Origin of the sequence: Paenibacillus sp. FSL H3-0457, from assembly GCF_037981725.1 — a bacterium.
Lineage (GTDB): Bacteria > Bacillota > Bacilli > Paenibacillales > Paenibacillaceae > Paenibacillus > Paenibacillus amylolyticus.
In genome coordinates, this window is the sequence record NZ_CP150283.1 from 2289670 (window position 1) to 2308315 (window position 18646).

General features: G+C 47.5%; 18 protein-coding genes. 15 read left to right on the forward strand and 3 right to left on the reverse strand.

Going from position 1 to position 18646, the window contains the following annotated elements; genetic code table 11:
• Positions 1 to 34 precede the first annotated feature (34 nt).
• The 6 genes from hemE to MHH25_RS10350 all read left to right on the forward strand — a co-directional run bounded on the left by hemE (position 35) and on the right by MHH25_RS10350 (position 6529).
• Positions 35 to 1099: a uroporphyrinogen decarboxylase gene (hemE, locus tag MHH25_RS10325; RefSeq protein ID WP_074094433.1), complete on the forward strand. Its 1065-nt coding sequence runs from the start codon at positions 35 to 37 to the stop codon at positions 1097 to 1099.
• Positions 1092 to 2042 carry a ferrochelatase gene (gene hemH, locus MHH25_RS10330; RefSeq protein WP_036609705.1) on the forward strand — a complete coding sequence of 317 codons (951 nt, stop codon included), beginning with the start codon at positions 1092 to 1094 and terminating at the stop codon, positions 2040 to 2042. The genes hemE and hemH overlap by 8 nt, the downstream gene beginning before the upstream one ends.
• Positions 2042 to 3466, forward strand: coding sequence for a protoporphyrinogen oxidase (gene hemY / locus MHH25_RS10335; RefSeq protein WP_253507252.1), 1425 nt, complete (start codon positions 2042 to 2044; stop codon positions 3464 to 3466). Before hemH ends, hemY begins: the two co-directional genes overlap by 1 nt.
• A 185-nt stretch (positions 3467 to 3651) precedes the next feature.
• Positions 3652 to 5073: a CapA family protein gene (locus MHH25_RS10340; RefSeq protein ID WP_340019939.1), complete on the forward strand. Its 1422-nt coding sequence runs from the start codon at positions 3652 to 3654 to the stop codon at positions 5071 to 5073.
• A 24-nt stretch (positions 5074 to 5097) separates the two neighbouring features.
• A complete protein-coding gene (locus tag MHH25_RS10345; protein WP_047842367.1) occupies positions 5098 to 5850 on the forward strand; it encodes a glycerophosphodiester phosphodiesterase family protein in 753 nt (250 codons plus the stop codon).
• A gap of 46 nt (positions 5851 to 5896) precedes the next feature.
• Positions 5897 to 6529: a fumarylacetoacetate hydrolase family protein gene (locus MHH25_RS10350; RefSeq protein ID WP_340019940.1), complete on the forward strand. Its 633-nt coding sequence runs from the start codon at positions 5897 to 5899 to the stop codon at positions 6527 to 6529.
• A gap of 122 nt (positions 6530 to 6651) precedes the next feature.
• Here the strand turns inward: MHH25_RS10350 and MHH25_RS10355 are convergent, their stop codons facing one another.
• Positions 6652 to 7059 carry a hypothetical protein gene (locus MHH25_RS10355; RefSeq protein ID WP_074094439.1) on the reverse strand — a complete coding sequence of 136 codons (408 nt, stop codon included), beginning with the start codon at positions 7057 to 7059 and terminating at the stop codon, positions 6652 to 6654.
• Positions 7060 to 7448: 389 nt separating this feature from the next.
• Between MHH25_RS10355 and MHH25_RS10360 the strand changes: the two genes are divergently transcribed.
• The 9 genes from MHH25_RS10360 to MHH25_RS10400 all read left to right on the forward strand — a co-directional run bounded on the left by MHH25_RS10360 (position 7449) and on the right by MHH25_RS10400 (position 16900).
• The gene (locus tag MHH25_RS10360) at positions 7449 to 8006 is read left to right on the forward strand and encodes a MarR family transcriptional regulator (RefSeq protein ID WP_076249912.1); all 558 of its coding nucleotides are present in this window, start codon (positions 7449 to 7451) and stop codon (positions 8004 to 8006) included.
• A gap of 58 nt (positions 8007 to 8064) precedes the next feature.
• The gene (locus MHH25_RS10365; RefSeq protein WP_047842371.1) at positions 8065 to 9513 is read left to right on the forward strand and encodes an aryl-sulfate sulfotransferase; all 1449 of its coding nucleotides are present in this window, start codon (positions 8065 to 8067) and stop codon (positions 9511 to 9513) included.
• Between the two features lie 39 nt (positions 9514 to 9552).
• The gene (locus MHH25_RS10370; protein ID WP_340019941.1) at positions 9553 to 10581 is read left to right on the forward strand and encodes an ABC transporter substrate-binding protein; all 1029 of its coding nucleotides are present in this window, start codon (positions 9553 to 9555) and stop codon (positions 10579 to 10581) included.
• A gap of 27 nt (positions 10582 to 10608) precedes the next feature.
• Positions 10609 to 11385: an ABC transporter ATP-binding protein gene (locus tag MHH25_RS10375; protein WP_076318414.1), complete on the forward strand. Its 777-nt coding sequence runs from the start codon at positions 10609 to 10611 to the stop codon at positions 11383 to 11385.
• Between the two features lie 17 nt (positions 11386 to 11402).
• Positions 11403 to 12176 (forward strand): ABC transporter permease, encoded by a 774-nt coding sequence (locus tag MHH25_RS10380; protein ID WP_127543957.1) that lies wholly within the window; start codon positions 11403 to 11405, stop codon positions 12174 to 12176.
• Positions 12177 to 12404: 228 nt separating this feature from the next.
• Positions 12405 to 13214 (forward strand): DUF92 domain-containing protein, encoded by an 810-nt coding sequence (locus tag MHH25_RS10385; protein ID WP_036609682.1) that lies wholly within the window; start codon positions 12405 to 12407, stop codon positions 13212 to 13214.
• 13 nt (positions 13215 to 13227) lie between these two features.
• Positions 13228 to 13806, forward strand: a complete 579-nt coding sequence (locus MHH25_RS10390; protein WP_340019942.1) for a TetR/AcrR family transcriptional regulator — start codon at positions 13228 to 13230, stop codon at positions 13804 to 13806.
• A gap of 60 nt (positions 13807 to 13866) precedes the next feature.
• Entirely contained in the window at positions 13867 to 15798 is a 1932-nt protein-coding gene (locus MHH25_RS10395; RefSeq protein ID WP_076318416.1) for an ABC-F family ATP-binding cassette domain-containing protein, read from the forward strand.
• A 163-nt stretch (positions 15799 to 15961) separates the two neighbouring features.
• Positions 15962 to 16900, forward strand: a complete 939-nt coding sequence (locus tag MHH25_RS10400; RefSeq protein WP_340019943.1) for a hypothetical protein — start codon at positions 15962 to 15964, stop codon at positions 16898 to 16900.
• A gap of 119 nt (positions 16901 to 17019) precedes the next feature.
• On the opposite strand, the gene MHH25_RS10405 is transcribed toward MHH25_RS10400, so the two are convergent.
• A complete protein-coding gene (locus MHH25_RS10405) occupies positions 17020 to 18060 on the reverse strand; it encodes a M42 family metallopeptidase (protein WP_076318418.1) in 1041 nt (346 codons plus the stop codon).
• A 113-nt stretch (positions 18061 to 18173) separates the two neighbouring features.
• Positions 18174 to 18554, reverse strand: a complete 381-nt coding sequence (locus MHH25_RS10410) for a lipopolysaccharide assembly protein LapA domain-containing protein (RefSeq protein WP_036670132.1) — start codon at positions 18552 to 18554, stop codon at positions 18174 to 18176.
• Positions 18555 to 18646: the final 92 nt, after the last annotated feature.

Below are 18646 nucleotides of genomic sequence, written 5' to 3' on the forward strand. Positions count from 1 at the left end.
ATTATGAGTCCAAAAACTATTGGAGGCTTCTTACATGAGCTATAATGATCGACTGATTCGGGCAAGTTTTAAACAACAGGTAGACCGTGTCCCGGTATGGTACATGCGTCAAGCTGGACGTTACGATCCTGAATATCGCAAAATTAAAGAAAAGTACTCCTTGCTAGAAATCTGCAAACAACCCGAGCTGGCGGCTGAAGTTACACTCATGCCGGTACGCAAACTTGGTGTAGATGCGGCTATTTTGTATTCCGATATTATGAATCCGGTTGCCTCTCTGGGCATTGATTTTGACATTGTAAAAAATATTGGTCCAGTTATCGATAATCCTATTCGGTCCGCTGCAGATGTGGATCGGCTGCGTCCCATCGACGTAGAAGGAGATCTGTCACATATTCTGGAAACCATTCGAATTCTGGATAAGGAGCTTGATGTGCCTCTTATTACGTTTGCGGGCGCACCATTCACGATTGCGAGTTATCTGATTGAAGGACGACCTTCGAAAGGTTATATCCGCACCAAAACGATGATGTACAGCGAGCCTGAGGTGTGGCACAAGCTGATGCAGAAGCTTGGTGATATGGTTATTACATATGTCCGTGCGCATATTGCGAATGGCGGTAAGGCATTCCAGTTGTTTGACAGCTGGGTTGGAGCACTTTCTCCCAAAGACTTCAGAACATATGTGTTGCCTACGATTACCCGTATCTTTACCGAATTATCGGATTTGAATGTACCGAAGATTTATTTCCCTGGTGTTGCATCCGGTGAGTTGTTGCCAGCACTGCATAATTTGCAAGCCGATGTGATTGGACTGGACTGGAGAGTATCCATTTCGGAAGGGCGTCAACGTCTTGGCGGCAAATTTGCAGTACAGGGTAACCTGGACCCATATTTGCTGACTGCCCCGATGGAACTGATTAAAGAGCAAGCCAAAGTGATTATTGACGAAGGAATCAAGGAGCCGGGTTATATATTCAACCTCGGACACGGATTATTTCCTGAAGCATCGCTAGAAAAGCTCAGAGAACTAACGGCGTATATTCATGAATATTCTGCCGAAGCAATGAAGACTGGGGTGACGGTAACCAATGACTAATACTGTAGGTGTACTGGTGATGTCGTATGGCACACCGGAAAATATGGAGAGTGTTGAAGCGTATTACACACATATCCGCAGAGGACGTCCGCCTGAACCAGAGCAATTGAAAGAACTGACGGATCGTTATGAAGCCATTGTTGGCGGTGTTTTCCCACTTCGGGAGAACACAGACAATCAGGTCAAGGCCCTTCAAGAGACATTAAACCGCGATGAGCGTGGCACTGATGTGGAATTCCGTTGTTATCAAGGACTGAAGCATGCCTATCCGTTTATTGAGGATGGCGTGGAGCAGATGGCGAAGGATGGAATTCAGACAGCGATTGGTATTGTACTGGCTCCTCATTTTTCCACGATGAGTGTAGGCAGTTATATCAAACGTGCGCGTGAAAAAGCAGAAGAGCTGGGCGTTCATATGTCCTTTATTGAGAGTTATCATCTGCATCCAAAGTTAATTCAGGCGTTGTCCACACGTGTCAGTGCCAAGTTGGATGCGTTCGAAGAAGCTGGAGCAAAACGCGGAGATGTGAAGGTGTTGTTTAGTGCGCACAGTCTGCCGGCGCGTATTGTGGAGATGGGTGATCCATACCCGCAACAATTGCTGGAGACTTCGGAAGTGATTGCATCACGTGTAGGCATAACCAATTGGCAATTTACGTGGCAAAGTGCCGGACGAACAGCTGAGCCTTGGCTTGGACCGGATATTCTGGATACGTTACAGGAGCTTTCGCGTGAACAGGTAGAGGATGTGCTTGTTGCACCAATCGGGTTTGTCTCGGATCATCTCGAAGTGCTCTATGATCTTGATATTGAGGCCAAATCGATTGCCAAAGAGATCGACATGCGCCTGATGCGTATTGACTCTCTCAATAGCGATCCTCTATACATGGAGACGTTAAGCGACGTTATTATAAGCCAATGGCAGCAAGGGTCGGATGAGTAATGGGTGATAAGAAACGCCGTGTTGTTGTTGTCGGCGGTGGCCTTACCGGCCTCAGCGCGGCATTTTATATCCGCAAGCATTACCGGGAAGCGGGCATTGAACCCGTGATTACTTTGGTCGAGAAAAGCTCGTCCATGGGAGGCATGATTGAGACACTGCACCGGGATGGATTTGTGATTGAAAAAGGGCCCGATTCTTTCCTGGCTCGCAAAACAGCAATGATTGACCTTGCTAAAGAATTGGAGATTGATCATGAATTGGTCAGTCAGAATCCGGAGTCGAAGAAAACGTATATCATGCAGCGTGGCAAGCTTCATCCTATGCCAGCAGGACTTGTGCTCGGTATCCCGACAGAACTAAGACCATTCTTGAGAAGTGGACTGGTCTCTCCGGCAGGCAAACTGCGGGCGTTGATGGATTTTGTCATCCCGCCGCGTCGTACAACAGAGGATGAATCGCTCGGTTATATGATTGAACGCCGTCTTGGAGCAGAAGTGCTGGAGAACTTGACGGAACCACTGCTCGCGGGAATCTATGCAGGTGATATGCGGCGATTGAGCCTCCAGGCTACCTTCCCGCAGTTCGGAGAAGTAGAGCGCGATTACGGCAGCTTGATCCGGGGCATGATGACGGGTCGCAAACCGGCTGAGACGCATACCGGAACAAAACGGAGTGCTTTTTTGAACTTTCGCCAGGGACTTCAGAGCCTTGTTCATGCACTCGTCCATGAGTTGCAGGATGTGGATCAACGTCTGAACACTGCGGTGAAGTCGCTACAACGCCTTGATGGAGCGCAGACCAGATACCGTGTTGAACTTGGTAATGGCGAAATGCTTGAAGCCGATGATGTAGTGGTTACTGTGCCAACATATGTTGCGTCGGAGCTGCTGAAGCCTCACGTCGATACAGCGGCACTGGATGCGATTAACTATGTGTCTGTAGCCAATGTGGTGCTCGCTTTTGAGAAAAAAGAGGTGGAGCATGTATTCGACGGATCGGGTTTCCTCGTTCCGCGGAAAGAGGGCCGTAATATTACTGCTTGCACGTGGACATCGACGAAATGGCTGCATACGAGCCCGGATGATAAGGTGCTGCTTCGCTGTTATGTTGGTCGCTCCGGTGACGAACAGAACGTAGAGCTTCCGGATGAAGCGCTGACGAATCTCGTTCTCAAGGATCTGAGAGAGACCATGGGTATCGAAGCGGTGCCGATCTTCTCCGAGATTACAAGGCTACGTAAATCCATGCCACAGTATCCGGTGGGACACCTCCAACATATTGCCGCCCTCCGTGAGGAGCTTGGCAGCAAATTACCGGGTGTGTACATTGCAGGTGCAGGTTATGAGGGCGTAGGTTTGCCTGATTGCATCAGACAAGCGAAGGAAATGTCTGTTCAGGCTACACAAGAGCTTGCAGCAGATTAAGTACAGCAAGAGAGCTGTCTCAAACGTAGAATTATCTACTGGAGAGATGGCTTTTTTTATGTGAAGATCTGGAAGCTAACTGAGTTCATACCCTTTCAATCGATACAGTTCCAAGGAATGATGGAAATCCAGAATATGCCTGATATAATGGTATGTATGGCTGTGAAGAAGAAGAGGAGTTGCTTATGTATCCCCCAAGATCAGAGCGAAGTGTAAAGAAGAAAAAAGGTAGTAAACGCACCCGCAATACAATCACAATCATCTGGACAGTTAATATTGTATTGATCATTGCAATTGGTCTGGTGGGCATTTTTTATGTCATTAATACACGTCAGCAACAGGCAGACCAGCCGGTTAAACAAGAAATCGTCGATCAGGATCAGCCTTCCATTGGAGACGATGCCAAAGGCGGCGATCAAGTAACTTCTCCAGACTCGGAATCCGATGAGACTTCGGAAGAAGAACCCGAAGCTACGGATGAAGAGACAACAGCGGATGCAGATAAGACATCTGGAGTAGCGACACCTGACACTTCAGGCAATACCAATAGTGAGAGTGCAGAATCCGGAACGAAAAAACCTACAGCAGATTCGACACCGTCCGGCACCAAGGGAAATGCAGGTGTGGATCAGCAATCAGGGACGTCGAAACCTTCCAATTCAGCGAAGGATGTCACGATTAACTTTGTTGGTGATATTCAATTTTCGGGCAAAGTTGCTGAACTGCTGGATAAAAACGGTTATGATTATCCCTTTGCCAAACTCGGCAGAGTATTCAAGGATGATGATCTTACCATCGGTAATCTGGAGACACCAATAACTCATGGTGGTACCAGTGCAGCTGATAAAACCTATGTCTACAAATCATCGCCCAAAGCATTGGCGGCAATGGCTTCAGCCGGTTTTGATGCTGTGAATTTGGCTAACAATCATATTCTGGATCAGGGCGTAGAGGGCTTGGTGGATACGTTAACTTATCTCAAGGAATATGGCATAGCTCACACCGGGGCAGGTATGAACAGGGATGAGGCCTATGCACCAGCATATCTGGAACGCAAAGGCATGAAGATTGCATTGCTTGGGTTCTCCCGAGTTGTACCGGAAACGAGTTGGAAGGCGGAAGGCAATCGGGCTGGCGTGGCTGAAGCCTATGATTCCACAGGAGCAGTCAAAGCGATCCAGGAGGCCCGTAAGAAGGCAGATCTGGTGATCGTGGTTGCACATTGGGGAGAAGAACGTGTAAGTACTCCGAATAGTGACCAGACCCGATTGGCTCATGAGTTTGTAGATGCTGGCGCTGATCTGGTCATAGGTGGTCATCCTCATGTGTTACAAGGGTTGGAGTACTATAAGGGGAAGTGGATTGCATACAGTACGGGAAATTTCATTTTCTCCAGATCAACAACCGAAGAGACTTGGAAAACGGCGGTATTTCAGGCTCGCTGTAGTCAAGATGCAGCTTGCAGCATGAAAGTTATCCCTTATGAGGCCGGGTTAGGTCAGGCCATTCCAATGATTGATGAGGCGAACAAACTGCTGTTGGAACAGATGGCAAAGCTCTCCCCGGGTATTCGATATGATGGGAATGGAGTCGCTTCGCCTAATTAAAAACCTTTTTGAGGAGGGAATCGAATGAACAACCTTTGTGTAGCACACCGTGGATTTTCTTCTATTGCACCAGAGAATACGATGGCTGCATTCCTGATGGCCATGGAGCGGCCTGAAGTTCAGTGGATGGAGCTGGATGTGCAGTTGTCGCGTGATGGTGTACCAGTGGTCATTCATGATTTTACAGTGGATCGCACGACGAATGGCAAGGGTCTGGTTCGGGAAACTGATTGGGCTGATCTGCAACGTCTGGATGCCGGAGCATGGAAAAACAAGTCTTACAAAGGAGAACGGATTCCGGCGCTAAGTGAATTGTTAGATCGCTCGTGCGGCAGAGTGCGTTTGAACATTGAACTGAAAACGCAGGGAGACATGTACCCGGGTCTGCCTGCGGCTGTTATACATGAAGTGAGAAAAAGACATATGCAAAATGATGTTGTGATCACCTCATTTGAACCAGCCGCTCTGATCGAAGTGAAGAAACTTGCACCGGAGATCCAGACAGGGCTGATTATCGATGCACGACCAGGCGATCTGTTAACCGCCCTGCGGCAGATGAATTGTACATTCCTCTCGATTGGATACACCAATGTAGACAAATCCTTAATGAACGAGATGCGGAGTGCAGGCATTCGGGTGATGGCTTGGACAGTGGATGACAAGACCATTATGAAGAAACTGGCGGCGGTTGATCCAGAACTCATGTTATGTACGAACCGTCCTGACGTATGGGAGCTGGCATTTCAGGAGACGAGCAGCCGATTTTTCAGACCTTAACTTTACTATATGCACTAATGAATCCGATAAAGGTGGTAATATACCCATGTTGACTAACATTCGCAATGTATACTGTGTAGGACGCAATTATAAACTTCATGCGGAAGAATTGGGTAACGCGGTTCCGGATGAGCCAATGATCTTTATGAAACCCTCCCATGCAGTCGTGCCCTTGAATGGTGAAACCCTTGGATTGCCTGCTACCAAGGGTGAAGTTCACTATGAAGCTGAATTGGTCGTGCAAATCGGCCGGAGTTATGAGCCAGGTATGGCGGTAGATGAGCTGGTGGAGGCGTATGCATTTGGTATTGATTTTACGTTACGTGACGTACAGACCGTGATTAAGAAAAAAGGCCACCCGTGGACAGCGGCCAAAGGGTTCAGAAATTCCGCTCCGGTTACTGCATTTCAGGCATTCGCGGGTGCGGCAGCATTACTGGAGAAAGACTTTACATTGACCAAAAATGGTGAGGAAGTCCAGCGTGGTAATATTCGTAACATGATCTTTAGTTTACAGGATATTGTGGATTATGTAGGTCATCATTACGGCTTGGGGCCGGGCGATGTCATTTTTACAGGAACACCGGAAGGTGTTGGACCAACACAAGCAGGAGATGTGCTCGAACTGGCATGGGACGGCGAATCCTTGGGTGCCTGCACGATTGGGGCAGTGCAATAAGGATTACACATCATACCTGCTTGAAATGAATAGGTTACAAGAAAGGGGCGTGTATACGCTCCTTTTTGTCGTGCTATCGTGGATATATGTTTATACCTTCATCGTACGGATACGCTACTAATTTACGCCAAGCTGTATGCTGTATTTGCGCTCTGTGTGACCAACTCTTCCAGTTCAGCTTGTTGTGCAGCATGTTGCTCCGAGCTGATACTTCCATTTGCGAGCCGTTCATCCAACTGCTCTCTGAGCTGTCTTACTTGTATAGCAATGACCTCATCCAAATTCCCGTTATTTTCTTCCGTAATTGTCCTCAGTGATTTGCCGCTGTACAGTTCCTGATACAGATCCGCTTCTGAAGCCTGATTCAGAGCGTCGAGCAGCTCATCACTGCTTCCCTCACGAGTGTCCAAGTCAACGATGGACCATTTAGCAGTAGGTATGGGAGAGATGGCGGATTGGCCCCATGCTGTTCCGGCAAAGGACATGGTGACAATCATTGTGCCTATAATAATGACTCTTTTCATATTCATATGGATAATCCTCATTTCTGTAGTTGAGTACGAACTGAATCGTAGCTTGTCGTTGATGTAGTTGTAGATGTTTCGATCTGAGAATAGTGTAAACGGGAAACCTGAAGTGAAACTTAAAACAGGATAAGTAATTTCAACCTAGCGGAGAACGACCGCAACAAGAAAAGATCACTAATACAATTCGCACTTGACAGGTTGGGTTAGTTGGTTATATGATAATCTCAATTATTTTAATACTCATTAAATGAACAGTGAACTAATTTGAACTGAAAACTGCATTGAGCTGATTGGACCACCAAAGGCTCCCGGGACTACTCCTCTAAGGAATGTCCTCGGGGGCCTTTTTTCGTATCTTTATTGAAGCTTCAAAAGATCAAGGAGGTTATGAAATGAGTGATAGAGACTGGGAAGCGTTGGAGCGGACGGATTGGTTATTTCGCAAAATGGTCAGACGATTTGTCAAAGAGCGGGATCGCATCTCTGTAGAAGGTATCAGCCTGCCAGGCATGCTTATCCTGCACAAAATCATTCGTGAGGGAGAACAGCGGCTTGGAGATCTGGCAGAACAGTTGGACTTTACATCCGGTGCCATTACTGCTCTAACCGATAAGTTGGAAAAAAAGGGACTCACCATCCGCAGACGAAAGGAAGACGATCGCCGGACGGTTTTACTGGACATCACATCCAGCGGGCGGGAGATGTATGCGAGAAACAGCAACATCGGTGCCCGATGTATCACGCTTCTGTTTGAGGGTTTTACGAGTGAGGAACTGGAGCAGCAAAGTCAATTCTACGAGCGGGTAGTAGCGAATCTGGAGGGATTCTCGGACACGGTGCTGGAATTGGCGGAGAGCAACGGGATACAAGAACATAATCGGTCCTCCACAAGTGACCTTGAGCAGAAGCAGCGGGACAATACCGGGAAGAGGAACTATCTCAGTTATTGAGGTTGGGTCAATGTAACGACATTTGATATACCACAAACATTCTAGGGAGAGATGATCAATGGGACACTCAACAATATATCCAACTGGAGCGACGTTATACAATCCGGATAAGGCTTGGGGCGGTTATACCGTTTATCAGGCAGGTGAAGAAGGCGTAGTATTGATCGATATGAATGGCAAGGAGGTTCACCTGTGGAAAGGATTGTTAGGTTTTCCGGCCAAAATATTACCTGGCGGCTACGTGCTGGGCAGCACGGGTCGGAGAGATCCGAAGTTCGGTATTCAGGATAATGTCGATCTGGTCCAAGTGGATTGGGACGGCAACATTGTATGGAAATACAATAGCTACGAACACATCGAAGATCCGGGGTATGAGCCATTATGGTATGCCCGCCAGCATCATGATTATCAGCGTGAGGGGAATCCGGTAGGTTATTATGCACCTGGCCTTGCGCCAAAGACGAAGAGTGGTAAAACACTTATTCTGGCTCACAAAAATGTGAGTAACCCGCAAATTTCAGATAAGCCATTGCTTGATGATGCCATTATCGAAGTGGATTGGGAGGGGAAGGTACTCTGGGAGTGGCTGCCTAACGAACACTTTGAAGAATTAGGTTTTGATGAAGCTGCTCGAAATGTCCTGTTCCGTGATCCAAATACACGTTCTTTCGGTCATCTGGGTGGTGGCGTTGGTGACTGGTTACATATTAATTCTGCCTCTTATGTCGGACCCAACCGTTTCTATGAAGAGGGAGACGAACGGTTCCACCCCGACAATATTATCTGGGATGCCAGAGAGGCCAATATTATTGCCATTACAGACAGACAGAGTGGAAAGATCGTGTGGAGATTAGGGCCAGACTATACTTCAACTGAAGCGAAACACATCGGCACAATTATCGGGCAGCATCATGCACATATCATTCCACAAGGTCTACCGGGTGAAGGGAATTTGCTCGTATTCGACAATGGCGGCTGGGCAGGTTACGGCCTTCCAAATCCGGCTTCTCCATTTGGATTGAAACATGCGATTCGGGATCACTCCCGTGTACTGGAGATTAACCCGGTCACGCTGGAGATTGTCTGGCAGTATACCTCGGCAGAAGCAGGTTTCTCGGTTCCGACGGATTCTTATAAATTTTATAGCCCATATATCAGTTCCGCCCAGCGTTTACCTAACGGCAACACCCTAATAACCGAGGGTTCCAATGGCAGATTGTTCGAAGTGACAGCGGAGCATGAGCTGGTATGGGAGTATGTTTCTCCTTACACCGATGGGCGGAATACCAATATGGTCTATCGCTCGTATCGAGTTCCTTATCAGTGGGTTCCACAGTTGGAGAAGCCGCAGGAAGTTGCGATCGAAGCTATTGATGTCTCTACCTACAGGGTCCCGGGAGCAGCACCCAAAGGTTCTGCATCCATCGTGAGCGTAGAGACAACTCTTCCATTTGTGGAGGGTGCAGCCTGTGTGGCAACGTCGGATGAAGGCAAGTCAGGCGGTTAAACGTCAAGAATCATGACTAGATCGAATGGGGTGTATATTGTGAGAAAACCATCCATAGTAACCGGCATATTGATATTATTTCTGGCTACGGCACTCCTATTATCCGGATGCAGTTCAAACGTAGCAGGATCTGGAGCAAAAGACGCTACCGGCAAGAATACCGATAATGTAAAAATTCGAATCGCAGATACAAGTACGAACCCAACATTCAGGGTAGCTATTGCCAAAGGTTTTTTTAAAAGCAGGGGCATTGATGCAGAGAGTATTACGTTTGGCTCACCGGCTGAAGGTGTAAATGCACTATTTATCAAACAGGTAGATATTGCGTACGGGGCGGACTTCCCTGTATTAAATGCTTTGTCTAAAGGGGAATATTCAGTCATCGCTTCTGCAGGCCAGACTACGGATGAAGCGGCAGCCGCTTGGAAGCTGTATGCAAGGGAGGATATTCAGAATGGAGCGGATTTGAAGGGCAAGAAAGTAAGTTTCATTCGAGGTACATTTATTCCATATCTATGGGATGAATATTTGAAAGATCAGGGGGTGGCGCTGAGTGATGTGACGCAAATTGGTCAGGGGGCTTTTGATGAAGCCTACATCGCACTGAAACAGGGAGACCTTGATGCCGCTTGGGTTATAGGTTCCGCGTTAACCGATAAATTCGATGCACTTGAAGGAGTACATCAGCTGACGGATATGTCTCGGACGCCTATACGCCTTGGTATGGGACTGGTATCAAGTAATGAATTCATCCAGGCAAACCCTGAAAAGATAAGTGACTTCCTTGCGGCGCTGGATGAAGCATCCACGTATGCTCAAGCGCATCCTGAAGAGGTTGCAGATCTGATGTATCAAGAGACCAAACAGCCTAAAGATGCCACATTGAAAGACCTTCCGATCAATCCATGGGAAGTTGGATTTACGCAGGCTGCTTATGATAGTTTGGCAGGTCAGAAGCAATATATGGTGGACACCGGAATCATCGAACAGGATTTTGATCTCAACACCAAACTCGATCTGACTTCTCTCCAGCAGGCTCTGCCGGATAAAGTGACATATAGTAAATAATTCTTATTGAAATGGGAGGTGTCCGTTATGTCCTTACCTGCAACTCAGCATACCATTCATATTGAACAGCTACGGAAAACGTATCATGCCCCGACCAATGGGGATGTGCATTATATCATTAAGGATGTCGATCTGGTTATCAAGGGAGGAGAGTTCTTTGTCCTGCTTGGTCCCAGTGGGTGTGGGAAGTCAACGCTGCTGAACATGATCGCGGGTTTTATCTCCAAGTCGGGTGGACAGCTCAAGGTAGACAACAAGGAGATCGACAGACCGGGCAGGGATCGGGCAATGGTATTCCAGCAGGCGGATTCGTCTCTCTTTCCATGGTTAACTGTGAGGGAAAATGTTGAATTCGGACTTCGAATGTCCAAGGTGCCTAAGACAAAACGACGTGAGATCTCTGATCGATACATCCAGCTTGTGGGACTGAGTGCTCATGAGGGGAAATTTCCGAAAGAACTCTCGGGTGGCATGAAGCAGCGGGTTCAATTGGCCCGGGTACTTGCGAATGACTCGGCGATCTTGCTGATGGATGAGCCATTCGGTGCGCTGGACGCAATGACGCGGCGGACCATGCAGAAAGAACTGGTTAATATTTGGAAAGAAACACATAAAACCGTTATCTTTGTCACTCACGATATTCAGGAGGCGTTATTGCTTGGTGAGCGCATAGGCATTATGTCTGTAGGTCCATCTTCGAATATAACGGATATTTACCACAACACGTTACCTTACCCGAGGAACATCGCCTCGTCTGAGTTCAACACTTTGTATGACCGAATTCAAGGCCACTTTGAAGAATAATTGAGGTGATATACAAGATGAAATGGTTGGAGAAAAAATGGGTGTCTATCCCGCTTCTATGGGTAACGGTCATCTTAATCTGGCAGCTTGGTGCCCTTATCTATGGGCCTGACGTAATCCCTGGTCCGTGGCATACGATCCTGGGAGCACGCGAACTTATTGCTGACGGTACGCTGATGGAGTATATCGGAATCAGCTTCACTCGTGTACTGGCGGGGTGGGTACTCGGAAGCATCATTGCTATTCCGGTAGGGCTGATTATTGGCAAAGTTCATCTCATCCGGCTGTTCGCGGAACCGTTCCTTAACTTTATACGTTTTATCCCGCCGATCGCCTTTATTACCTTATTTCTGGTGTGGTTCGGAATTGGTGAGCAATCCAAGATCGCGCTCATTATGTATGCAACCTTCTTCATTGTTGTATTGAATACACTGACAGGTGTACTCTCCGTTGAAGAAGACAAAATCCGGTCGGCCCGCAGTATGGGAGCCAATGAACGGCAGATTCTGCTGCATGTGATTGTTCCGGCGACAACCCCGTATATCTTCACAGGTGTGCGACTGGCGATGGGAACCTCGTATATGGCCATAATCGGTGCTGAGATGATTGCCTCCAATGAGGGAGTGGGTTACTTAATCTGGAACTCCAGACTCTTTTTCCGAACAGATTGGATCTTTGTCGGACTGATTTCCCTGGGTTTTATGGGATTTCTGACGGATCGTTTGTTCAACTGGTTTGGTCGCAAAGTACTCTACCGATATGGGGTCATTGGCGGAGCGAAGCGGGTCTAAATTAGGACATAGGAACATTGAATTCCAGACGTTACTTGAAGAGGGAAGGTGTCTTGTTTTAACGTTTGATCGATAGCCTGTTTTGGCACTTCTACACGAGGCCAAAACAGGTTTTTTGTGTGCTGGCGTAAGGAGTTTCGGCATTGGGATCAAACCGTGGTATAATTGAATTTCAAAAATACAATAAACGTCATGCGGGCTGTACATATGCTGCATGCAGGAGACATTATGGATTGGATTATTGGCGCCGTATGCGCTTCTATGGTGGCAGGTGCTGCCTATGCGAAAAAGTCGCTAACCCTGTCTGGCTGCCTGGCAGCCATCATGATGGGAACGATATATTACGGAGCGGGTAACCTGTTCTGGTTTGGCACGTTATTGTTGTTTTTCATTACTTCAACGTTGCTCTCCAGGTTTCGTAAAGATCGGAAGCAGGAGCTGGAGAAATCCTATGCCAAGTCAGGAAATCGGGATGCTGGGCAAGTGATGGCTAATGGTGGGATGGGCATGTTTTTATGTCTGGGATACTGGATATTTCCACATCCGGCATGGGTGTATGCTTTCATTGGTGTAATGGCTACCGTTACATCGGATACATGGGCAACCGAAATTGGGAGTCTTAGTCGCAAGCCGCCGCGCTCTGTTCTCACGTGGAAGGTACTTACGCCTGGTGCTTCAGGAGGTGTCTCACTTCTCGGAACCGTGGCTGCAGCCGTAGGCGGGGCTCTGATTGGTGCGGGAGCATTTTTGTTTTCCTGGATCGCCGGGATAGAAGGGCTTAGTCTGTTTAGTTGGACTTTTGTCGGTCTTGCAGGCGGGTTGGCAGGGGCTTTTGCCGATTCCTATCTGGGCGCAACGGTGCAGATGATGTATCGTTGTACTGTGTGTGGCCGTGAAGTTGAGGTACATGAACATTGCGGGCATCCAACGGTTCGGGCTCGTGGCTGGGCATGGATGAGTAACGACCTGGTGAACGTGCTTAGCTCGGTGATCGGCGGATGTGTGGCGATTGGTTTAGGTAACATTTTGGCGTTGTAGGGGGGAGTACATTTTGAGCACTGTACAGGGAGACAAATCGGAGGCTATTTTGGATGCGGCCTATGGTATTTTTGGCTCGAAAGGTTTTTATGAGACCAAAATGTCTGATATTGCAGACGAAGCCGGCATCGCAAAAGGCACCATTTATTTATATTTCAAAAGCAAGGAACAATTATTTATCGCAGTATCCATGCGGGATTGTAACAGTTTTATCAGCCGTCTTGAATATGCTTTGAACTCGTATGAGAACACAGGTGATAAACTTGGAGCAATAGCCAAGACCCACCTTACGTATTATTATGAGCGTCGCAATCATACCAAGCTCTTTTTTATGGCACCCAATAATGATCCGGATCTGATGAAATTCATGAAGGCATTCATGAATCAATACATGAGTATGGTGTGTGAGGTACTGGAGAGTGCAAGTGTACCTGAGCCTGTATTGCTCGCTGAAGCATATATCGGAATTCTGGACCGGCTGAAGATGGATATCATGTTAAATCCAGAGTTTAATGAGGAACATCTGAACAAACGAATTGCTTTTGCAGCAGCATTGTTTCTGGACGGATGCCGTTCTTTTTTACAAGTTTAAAGTAAGTGCGCGGATGTACGTAATATTGAATTTTAATTCACAGAGAAGTGGGTACGAGCAATGAACATAATGACGGTAGAGCAAATTGCAAAAAGTTATGGCGAAAAAATATTGTTCAAGGATGCTTCATTTGGTATGGCTGATCAGGACAAGATTGGTGTCGTTGGTGTAAATGGAACCGGTAAATCTACGTTTTTGCGTGTGATATCTGGTATGGAACCTGCAGACGCGGGACAGATCTCGATCGGTAATGACGTACGTATTCAGTTCCTGGCGCAAAATCCGGATTTCAATCCGGATAATACGGTACTGCAACAAGTATTCGAAGGTGACAGCATGGAAATGAAAACCGTGCGTGAATATACGGAAACGATGGAATTAATGGAACTGAATTCGTCCGATCCAGCGTTGCAAGAGAGATTATTACGTTTGAATCAGCAAATGGAGCAGCTTCAGCTCTGGCAGATGGAGAGCGAAGCGAAGAGCATTTTGTCCAAATTGGGTATTCGTCAATTCGATGCACTGATGGGCACATTGTCTGGTGGACAACGCAAAAGGGTAGCACTCGCTGCTGCGCTGATTCACCCTTGTGAACTGCTCATTCTGGATGAGCCGACGAACCATATTGATAATGATTCGGTCGTTTGGTTGGAGCAGTACTTGCAGAAGCGCCGCGGCGCACTGCTTATGATTACGCATGATCGGTATTTCCTGGATCGTGTGGCGAATGTCATGCTGGAATTGGATCATGGACGTTTGTTCCGATACGAAGCGAACTATACACGTTTCCTGGAACTTAAGGCGGAGCGCGAAGAACGGGAAGCTTCTTCGGAACAGAAGCGTAAGAACTTGCTTCGGACGGAGCTTGCATGGATTCGTCGTGGTGCCAAGGCTCGGACGACGAAACAAAAAGCGAGAATTGATCGCTTCGAACAACTTAAAGATCAACAAGGACTCCAGCGCTCGGGTTCATTGGAAGTATCGGTTGGCTCCACTCGTTTGGGTAAAAAGATTCTGGAGATCGAGCATCTTTCCAAATCCGTCGGTGGCCGCACGCTGATCGAAGATCTGAGTTATATTGCCGTACCTGGAGATCGGGTAGGGATTGTCGGACCGAACGGTAGTGGTAAGTCCACGTTGCTTCAGATGATATCTGGCAAGCTGGAACCCGATGCAGGTGTGGTTGACGTTGGTCCTACGGTCAATCTGGGTTACTTCACACAGGAACATCAGGAGATGGATGAATCACTTCGTGTGATTGAGTACATCAAGGAAGTGGCCGAGAATGTGAAAACAGCTGATGGCTCTCTGATTACAGCATCCCAGATGCTGGAACGGTTCCTGTTTACCCCGGCATCCCAGTGGACGCCAATCTCGCGTCTGTCTGGTGGAGAGAAGCGTCGCCTGTATCTGCTGCGTGTGCTGATGGCTGCGCCGAATGTATTGCTGCTGGATGAGCCGACGAATGATCTGGACATCCAGACACTCGCTGTACTGGAAGACTACCTGGATGATTTCCCCGGTGTTGTCTTTGTCGTATCCCATGATCGCTATTTCCTTGATCGTACTGTGGATAAAGTGCTGTCTTTTGAGGGCAACGGTGCTGTACGTGTGCACGTCGGCGACTACAGTGAGTATGCGGAATGGATGCTGAAAAATGCGCCTGGAGCTAATCAAGAGAGTGATACAGGAGCGGCGAAGGTGAAGCAGTCATCGGAGAAAACGACGCCTGCAGTGTCAGCGGCTAAACCGAAGTTGAAATTCAGCTTTAAGGAGCAACGTGAATACGACCAGATTGATGAAAATATTGAGAAGGCTGAAGCCAATCTTGTCCGGATTAACAAAGAGATGGAAGAGTCATTTAGTGATTCTGCCCGTCTGCAGGAGTTGATGGCGGAGCAGGTTGAGGCTGAACGTCATCTGGATGAATTGATGGAACGCTGGACCGTTCTGAATGAACTTGCAGAGCAGATTGAACAGAGCAAGTCTTGATTTATAACTAAACATCGCCCTTTCTTCTACAGTGACTTTATGTCGCATTGGAGAAAAGGGCGATTTTTTTGTCTGCGAATTTGCGATTTTATGTGAAACGTTCTGTATGTTCATTACGTTGTATAAGTAAAGAATTCCATAGAAGGGAGAGAACACCACACTTATGTATAAAGAAATTAATCAACAGTTGGCAGCGCTCAAGGAAAAGGGGAGAATTTACGAGAAATGGACCAAACGTCTGGAGAAGCTTCAAACGGAGGAAAGCGAATGGGAAGCAAAGGTGAAACGTCGTCTGGAGCATCTCCAGAAGGAGCAGAAGGACGTTGATCGACTGAACAGTATGACATTGTCGGCATTTTTCTATCAACTGATAGGCAAGAAAACAGAGTGTCTGGAGAAAGAAGAGCTGGAACTGATGGAGAGCAAGGCTGCATACGACACCGCTTGTCGCATGTTACAAGACGTACAGGAGCAACGAATTCATGTGGAGCAGGAGTTGGAGGGCGGGCGGCAGTATCAGTACTGGCAGAGCGACTACAACGCGCTGTGGGGGAAGAAGGAAGGTCGTCTGCTGGACCAGGATGCGGAATTGCAACACATGGCTGAGAATCGGGAACATCTGGCGAGTGAGCTTCAGGAACTGGATGAAGCTTTCCGGGAGGGAGAATACCTGCTCTATGCTCTTGAACGTGCCGAGAAGGCTTTGTCTTCGGCAGGTAATTGGGGTGTATATGACATGATGGGTGGTGGAGTGATCTCCACACATATCAAGCGAGGACGAATGGATGACGCTCAGGTCGCCATCATGGATGCAGGTAAGCGTCTACGACGTTTCCAGAAGGAGTTGGAGGATGTAGAGATGGCTGTACACGCGGATCTGCATCTGGGAGGTCTGCTTTCATTCGCAGACTATTTCTTCGATAACCTCTTCGTGGACTGGATGGTTCAGGACAAAATTCGCAAAGCCGAACGTCAGGTGAAGGATGGACTGAGTGCGGTTCGGAAAACCATGCATGTGTTAAGAAATGAAATACGTGACCATAAGGCAGAGTTAGAGATATTGGATCGTAAGTATCATGCATATGTCGAACAGGCAGATTAAAAGACATGACAACAAAGGCCCCTTCCAAGCACACCGAATTGTGTGCTTGGAAGGGGCCTTCTGCTTAGACGAACATGTGGATATTATTCATGACAATTTCGTCGATCAATGATTCTGTTTTACTTGGTTGTAATGTAGGCTGCGAGCAATCGTGCCGTATTCAGGACAGCATCCTTATGTGTACGCTCCATGGAATGAGATGCATGAACTCCAGGACCGATCAGTGCTGCACGGATATTGTTTCCTCCGCGTAATGCTGCACTGCCATCTGAGCCATAGTGGGGATAAATGTCCACGACGTAATCCATTCCATCTTGTTTGGCCAGTTCAATGAGACGGCTAGTCATATCATAGTCATACGGGCCAGAAGAATCTTTGGCACATATGGAAACGTCGGTTTCTTTACAGCTTAGGTCATCACCCATAGCTCCCATGTCTACAGCGATCATTTCACTGATTTCCGCAGGGATATATGATGCGCCATGTCCAACTTCTTCATAGTTCGAGATAAGCAGAGAGACGTTATGTAATGGTTTCCAGCCTTCACGATGTGCAGACTCAAGGATGCCAAAGAGGGCAGCCACGCTGGCTTTGTCGTCCAGATGACGTGATTTGATATAACCACTCGGCGTGATGACTGCGCGAGCATCAAAGGAGATAAAGTCGCCGACAGAGATCCCGAGTTTCAACACATCTTCCTTGGAGGAGACGACCTCATCGATTCGAACTTCCATATGGCTCTCGGACCGTTCAAAGGTACGTGCATCCGGATAGACGTGGACAGACGGATGAAGGGAGAGAATGGTGCCTGTGTATGTTTTTCCATCCCGAGTATGGATGCTGCAATATTCGTTTTCGATACTTTGCATCGAAAATCCACCGACAGAGGTAAGCTTCAATGTGCCGTAGGATGTAATTGAGCGTACCATGGCCCCTAGCGTATCCACGTGAGCGCTTAAAGCGATTGTCTTGGAAGAGTCCTGTCCGGGCAATGTAAGCACCGCACCGCCCTTGTTATTCAGCTCACAGGCGATGCCCAGTGCGGCTGCTTCCTTCCGGATCATCTCGATAATATGATGTGTGTAACCACTTGGGCTTGGTGTATCCAACAATTTTTTCAGGAAAGACAGAACGTATGATTCATCAATTGTAAAACTCATTGTGTAATTTCCTCCTCGGATCATGGGTATGGTGTGAAACAAAATACAGCCTGTCTGGGGGAGAGAATGTGATACTACCATTCCTGACTCGCCAGCAGGCTGTCTCTGATTGGTTACAGTGTTCCCGTAGGGTTTCCTTTGCGCTGACTCTGGGTCGAATCATTCTCCAATAGGCTGTCGGATTCATTTGAGTCAAGCGAATCCATCGATTTGAAAGAATCCAACGTAGATTTGCTTGTCGCGGAACTTTCCAATTCAGATACACGCAATTTCAATTGTTTATTCTCACGTTGCAGTCTGTATTGGCGATAGATGCCATATGACCCTACAATAATTCCACCGATCAGGGTACAGCCGAGAATCAGCAAGATCAGCGGGATTTGTACCGTGTTAAATAACAGGTTGACTTGTACGGAATCCACATTAATAACCGCAAAGATTCCCGTGAGCAGTGCAAAAACAAGACCTGCTATGAGTGCCCATTGCATTTTCATGGTGTTGCCTCCTTGTTGAACAATTGAGAACTAGATATGCATTACCCATATTCGGGTATGTTGCATCTTGCAATGATGATAAAATCCCCTGC

Excerpts from the sequence above, each read along its gene's own strand:
- hemE (WP_074094433.1), top strand. The coding sequence starts at position 35 with ATGAGCTATAATGATCGACTGATTCGGGCAAGTTTTAAACAACAGGTA.
- hemH (WP_036609705.1), top strand. The coding sequence starts at position 1,092 with ATGACTAATACTGTAGGTGTACTGGTGATGTCGTATGGCACACCGGAA.
- hemY (WP_253507252.1), top strand. The coding sequence starts at position 2,042 with ATGGGTGATAAGAAACGCCGTGTTGTTGTTGTCGGCGGTGGCCTTACC.
- MHH25_RS10340 (WP_340019939.1), top strand. The coding sequence starts at position 3,652 with ATGTATCCCCCAAGATCAGAGCGAAGTGTAAAGAAGAAAAAAGGTAGT.
- MHH25_RS10345 (WP_047842367.1), top strand. The coding sequence starts at position 5,098 with ATGAACAACCTTTGTGTAGCACACCGTGGATTTTCTTCTATTGCACCA.
- MHH25_RS10350 (WP_340019940.1), top strand. The coding sequence starts at position 5,897 with ATGTTGACTAACATTCGCAATGTATACTGTGTAGGACGCAATTATAAA.
- MHH25_RS10355 (WP_074094439.1), bottom strand. The coding sequence starts at position 7,059 with ATGAATATGAAAAGAGTCATTATTATAGGCACAATGATTGTCACCATG.
- MHH25_RS10360 (WP_076249912.1), top strand. The coding sequence starts at position 7,449 with ATGAGTGATAGAGACTGGGAAGCGTTGGAGCGGACGGATTGGTTATTT.
- MHH25_RS10365 (WP_047842371.1), top strand. The coding sequence starts at position 8,065 with ATGGGACACTCAACAATATATCCAACTGGAGCGACGTTATACAATCCG.
- MHH25_RS10375 (WP_076318414.1), top strand. The coding sequence starts at position 10,609 with ATGTCCTTACCTGCAACTCAGCATACCATTCATATTGAACAGCTACGG.
- MHH25_RS10380 (WP_127543957.1), top strand. The coding sequence starts at position 11,403 with ATGAAATGGTTGGAGAAAAAATGGGTGTCTATCCCGCTTCTATGGGTA.
- MHH25_RS10385 (WP_036609682.1), top strand. The coding sequence starts at position 12,405 with ATGGATTGGATTATTGGCGCCGTATGCGCTTCTATGGTGGCAGGTGCT.
- MHH25_RS10395 (WP_076318416.1), top strand. The coding sequence starts at position 13,867 with ATGAACATAATGACGGTAGAGCAAATTGCAAAAAGTTATGGCGAAAAA.
- MHH25_RS10400 (WP_340019943.1), top strand. The coding sequence starts at position 15,962 with ATGTATAAAGAAATTAATCAACAGTTGGCAGCGCTCAAGGAAAAGGGG.
- MHH25_RS10405 (WP_076318418.1), bottom strand. The coding sequence starts at position 18,060 with ATGAGTTTTACAATTGATGAATCATACGTTCTGTCTTTCCTGAAAAAA.
- MHH25_RS10410 (WP_036670132.1), bottom strand. The coding sequence starts at position 18,554 with ATGAAAATGCAATGGGCACTCATAGCAGGTCTTGTTTTTGCACTGCTC.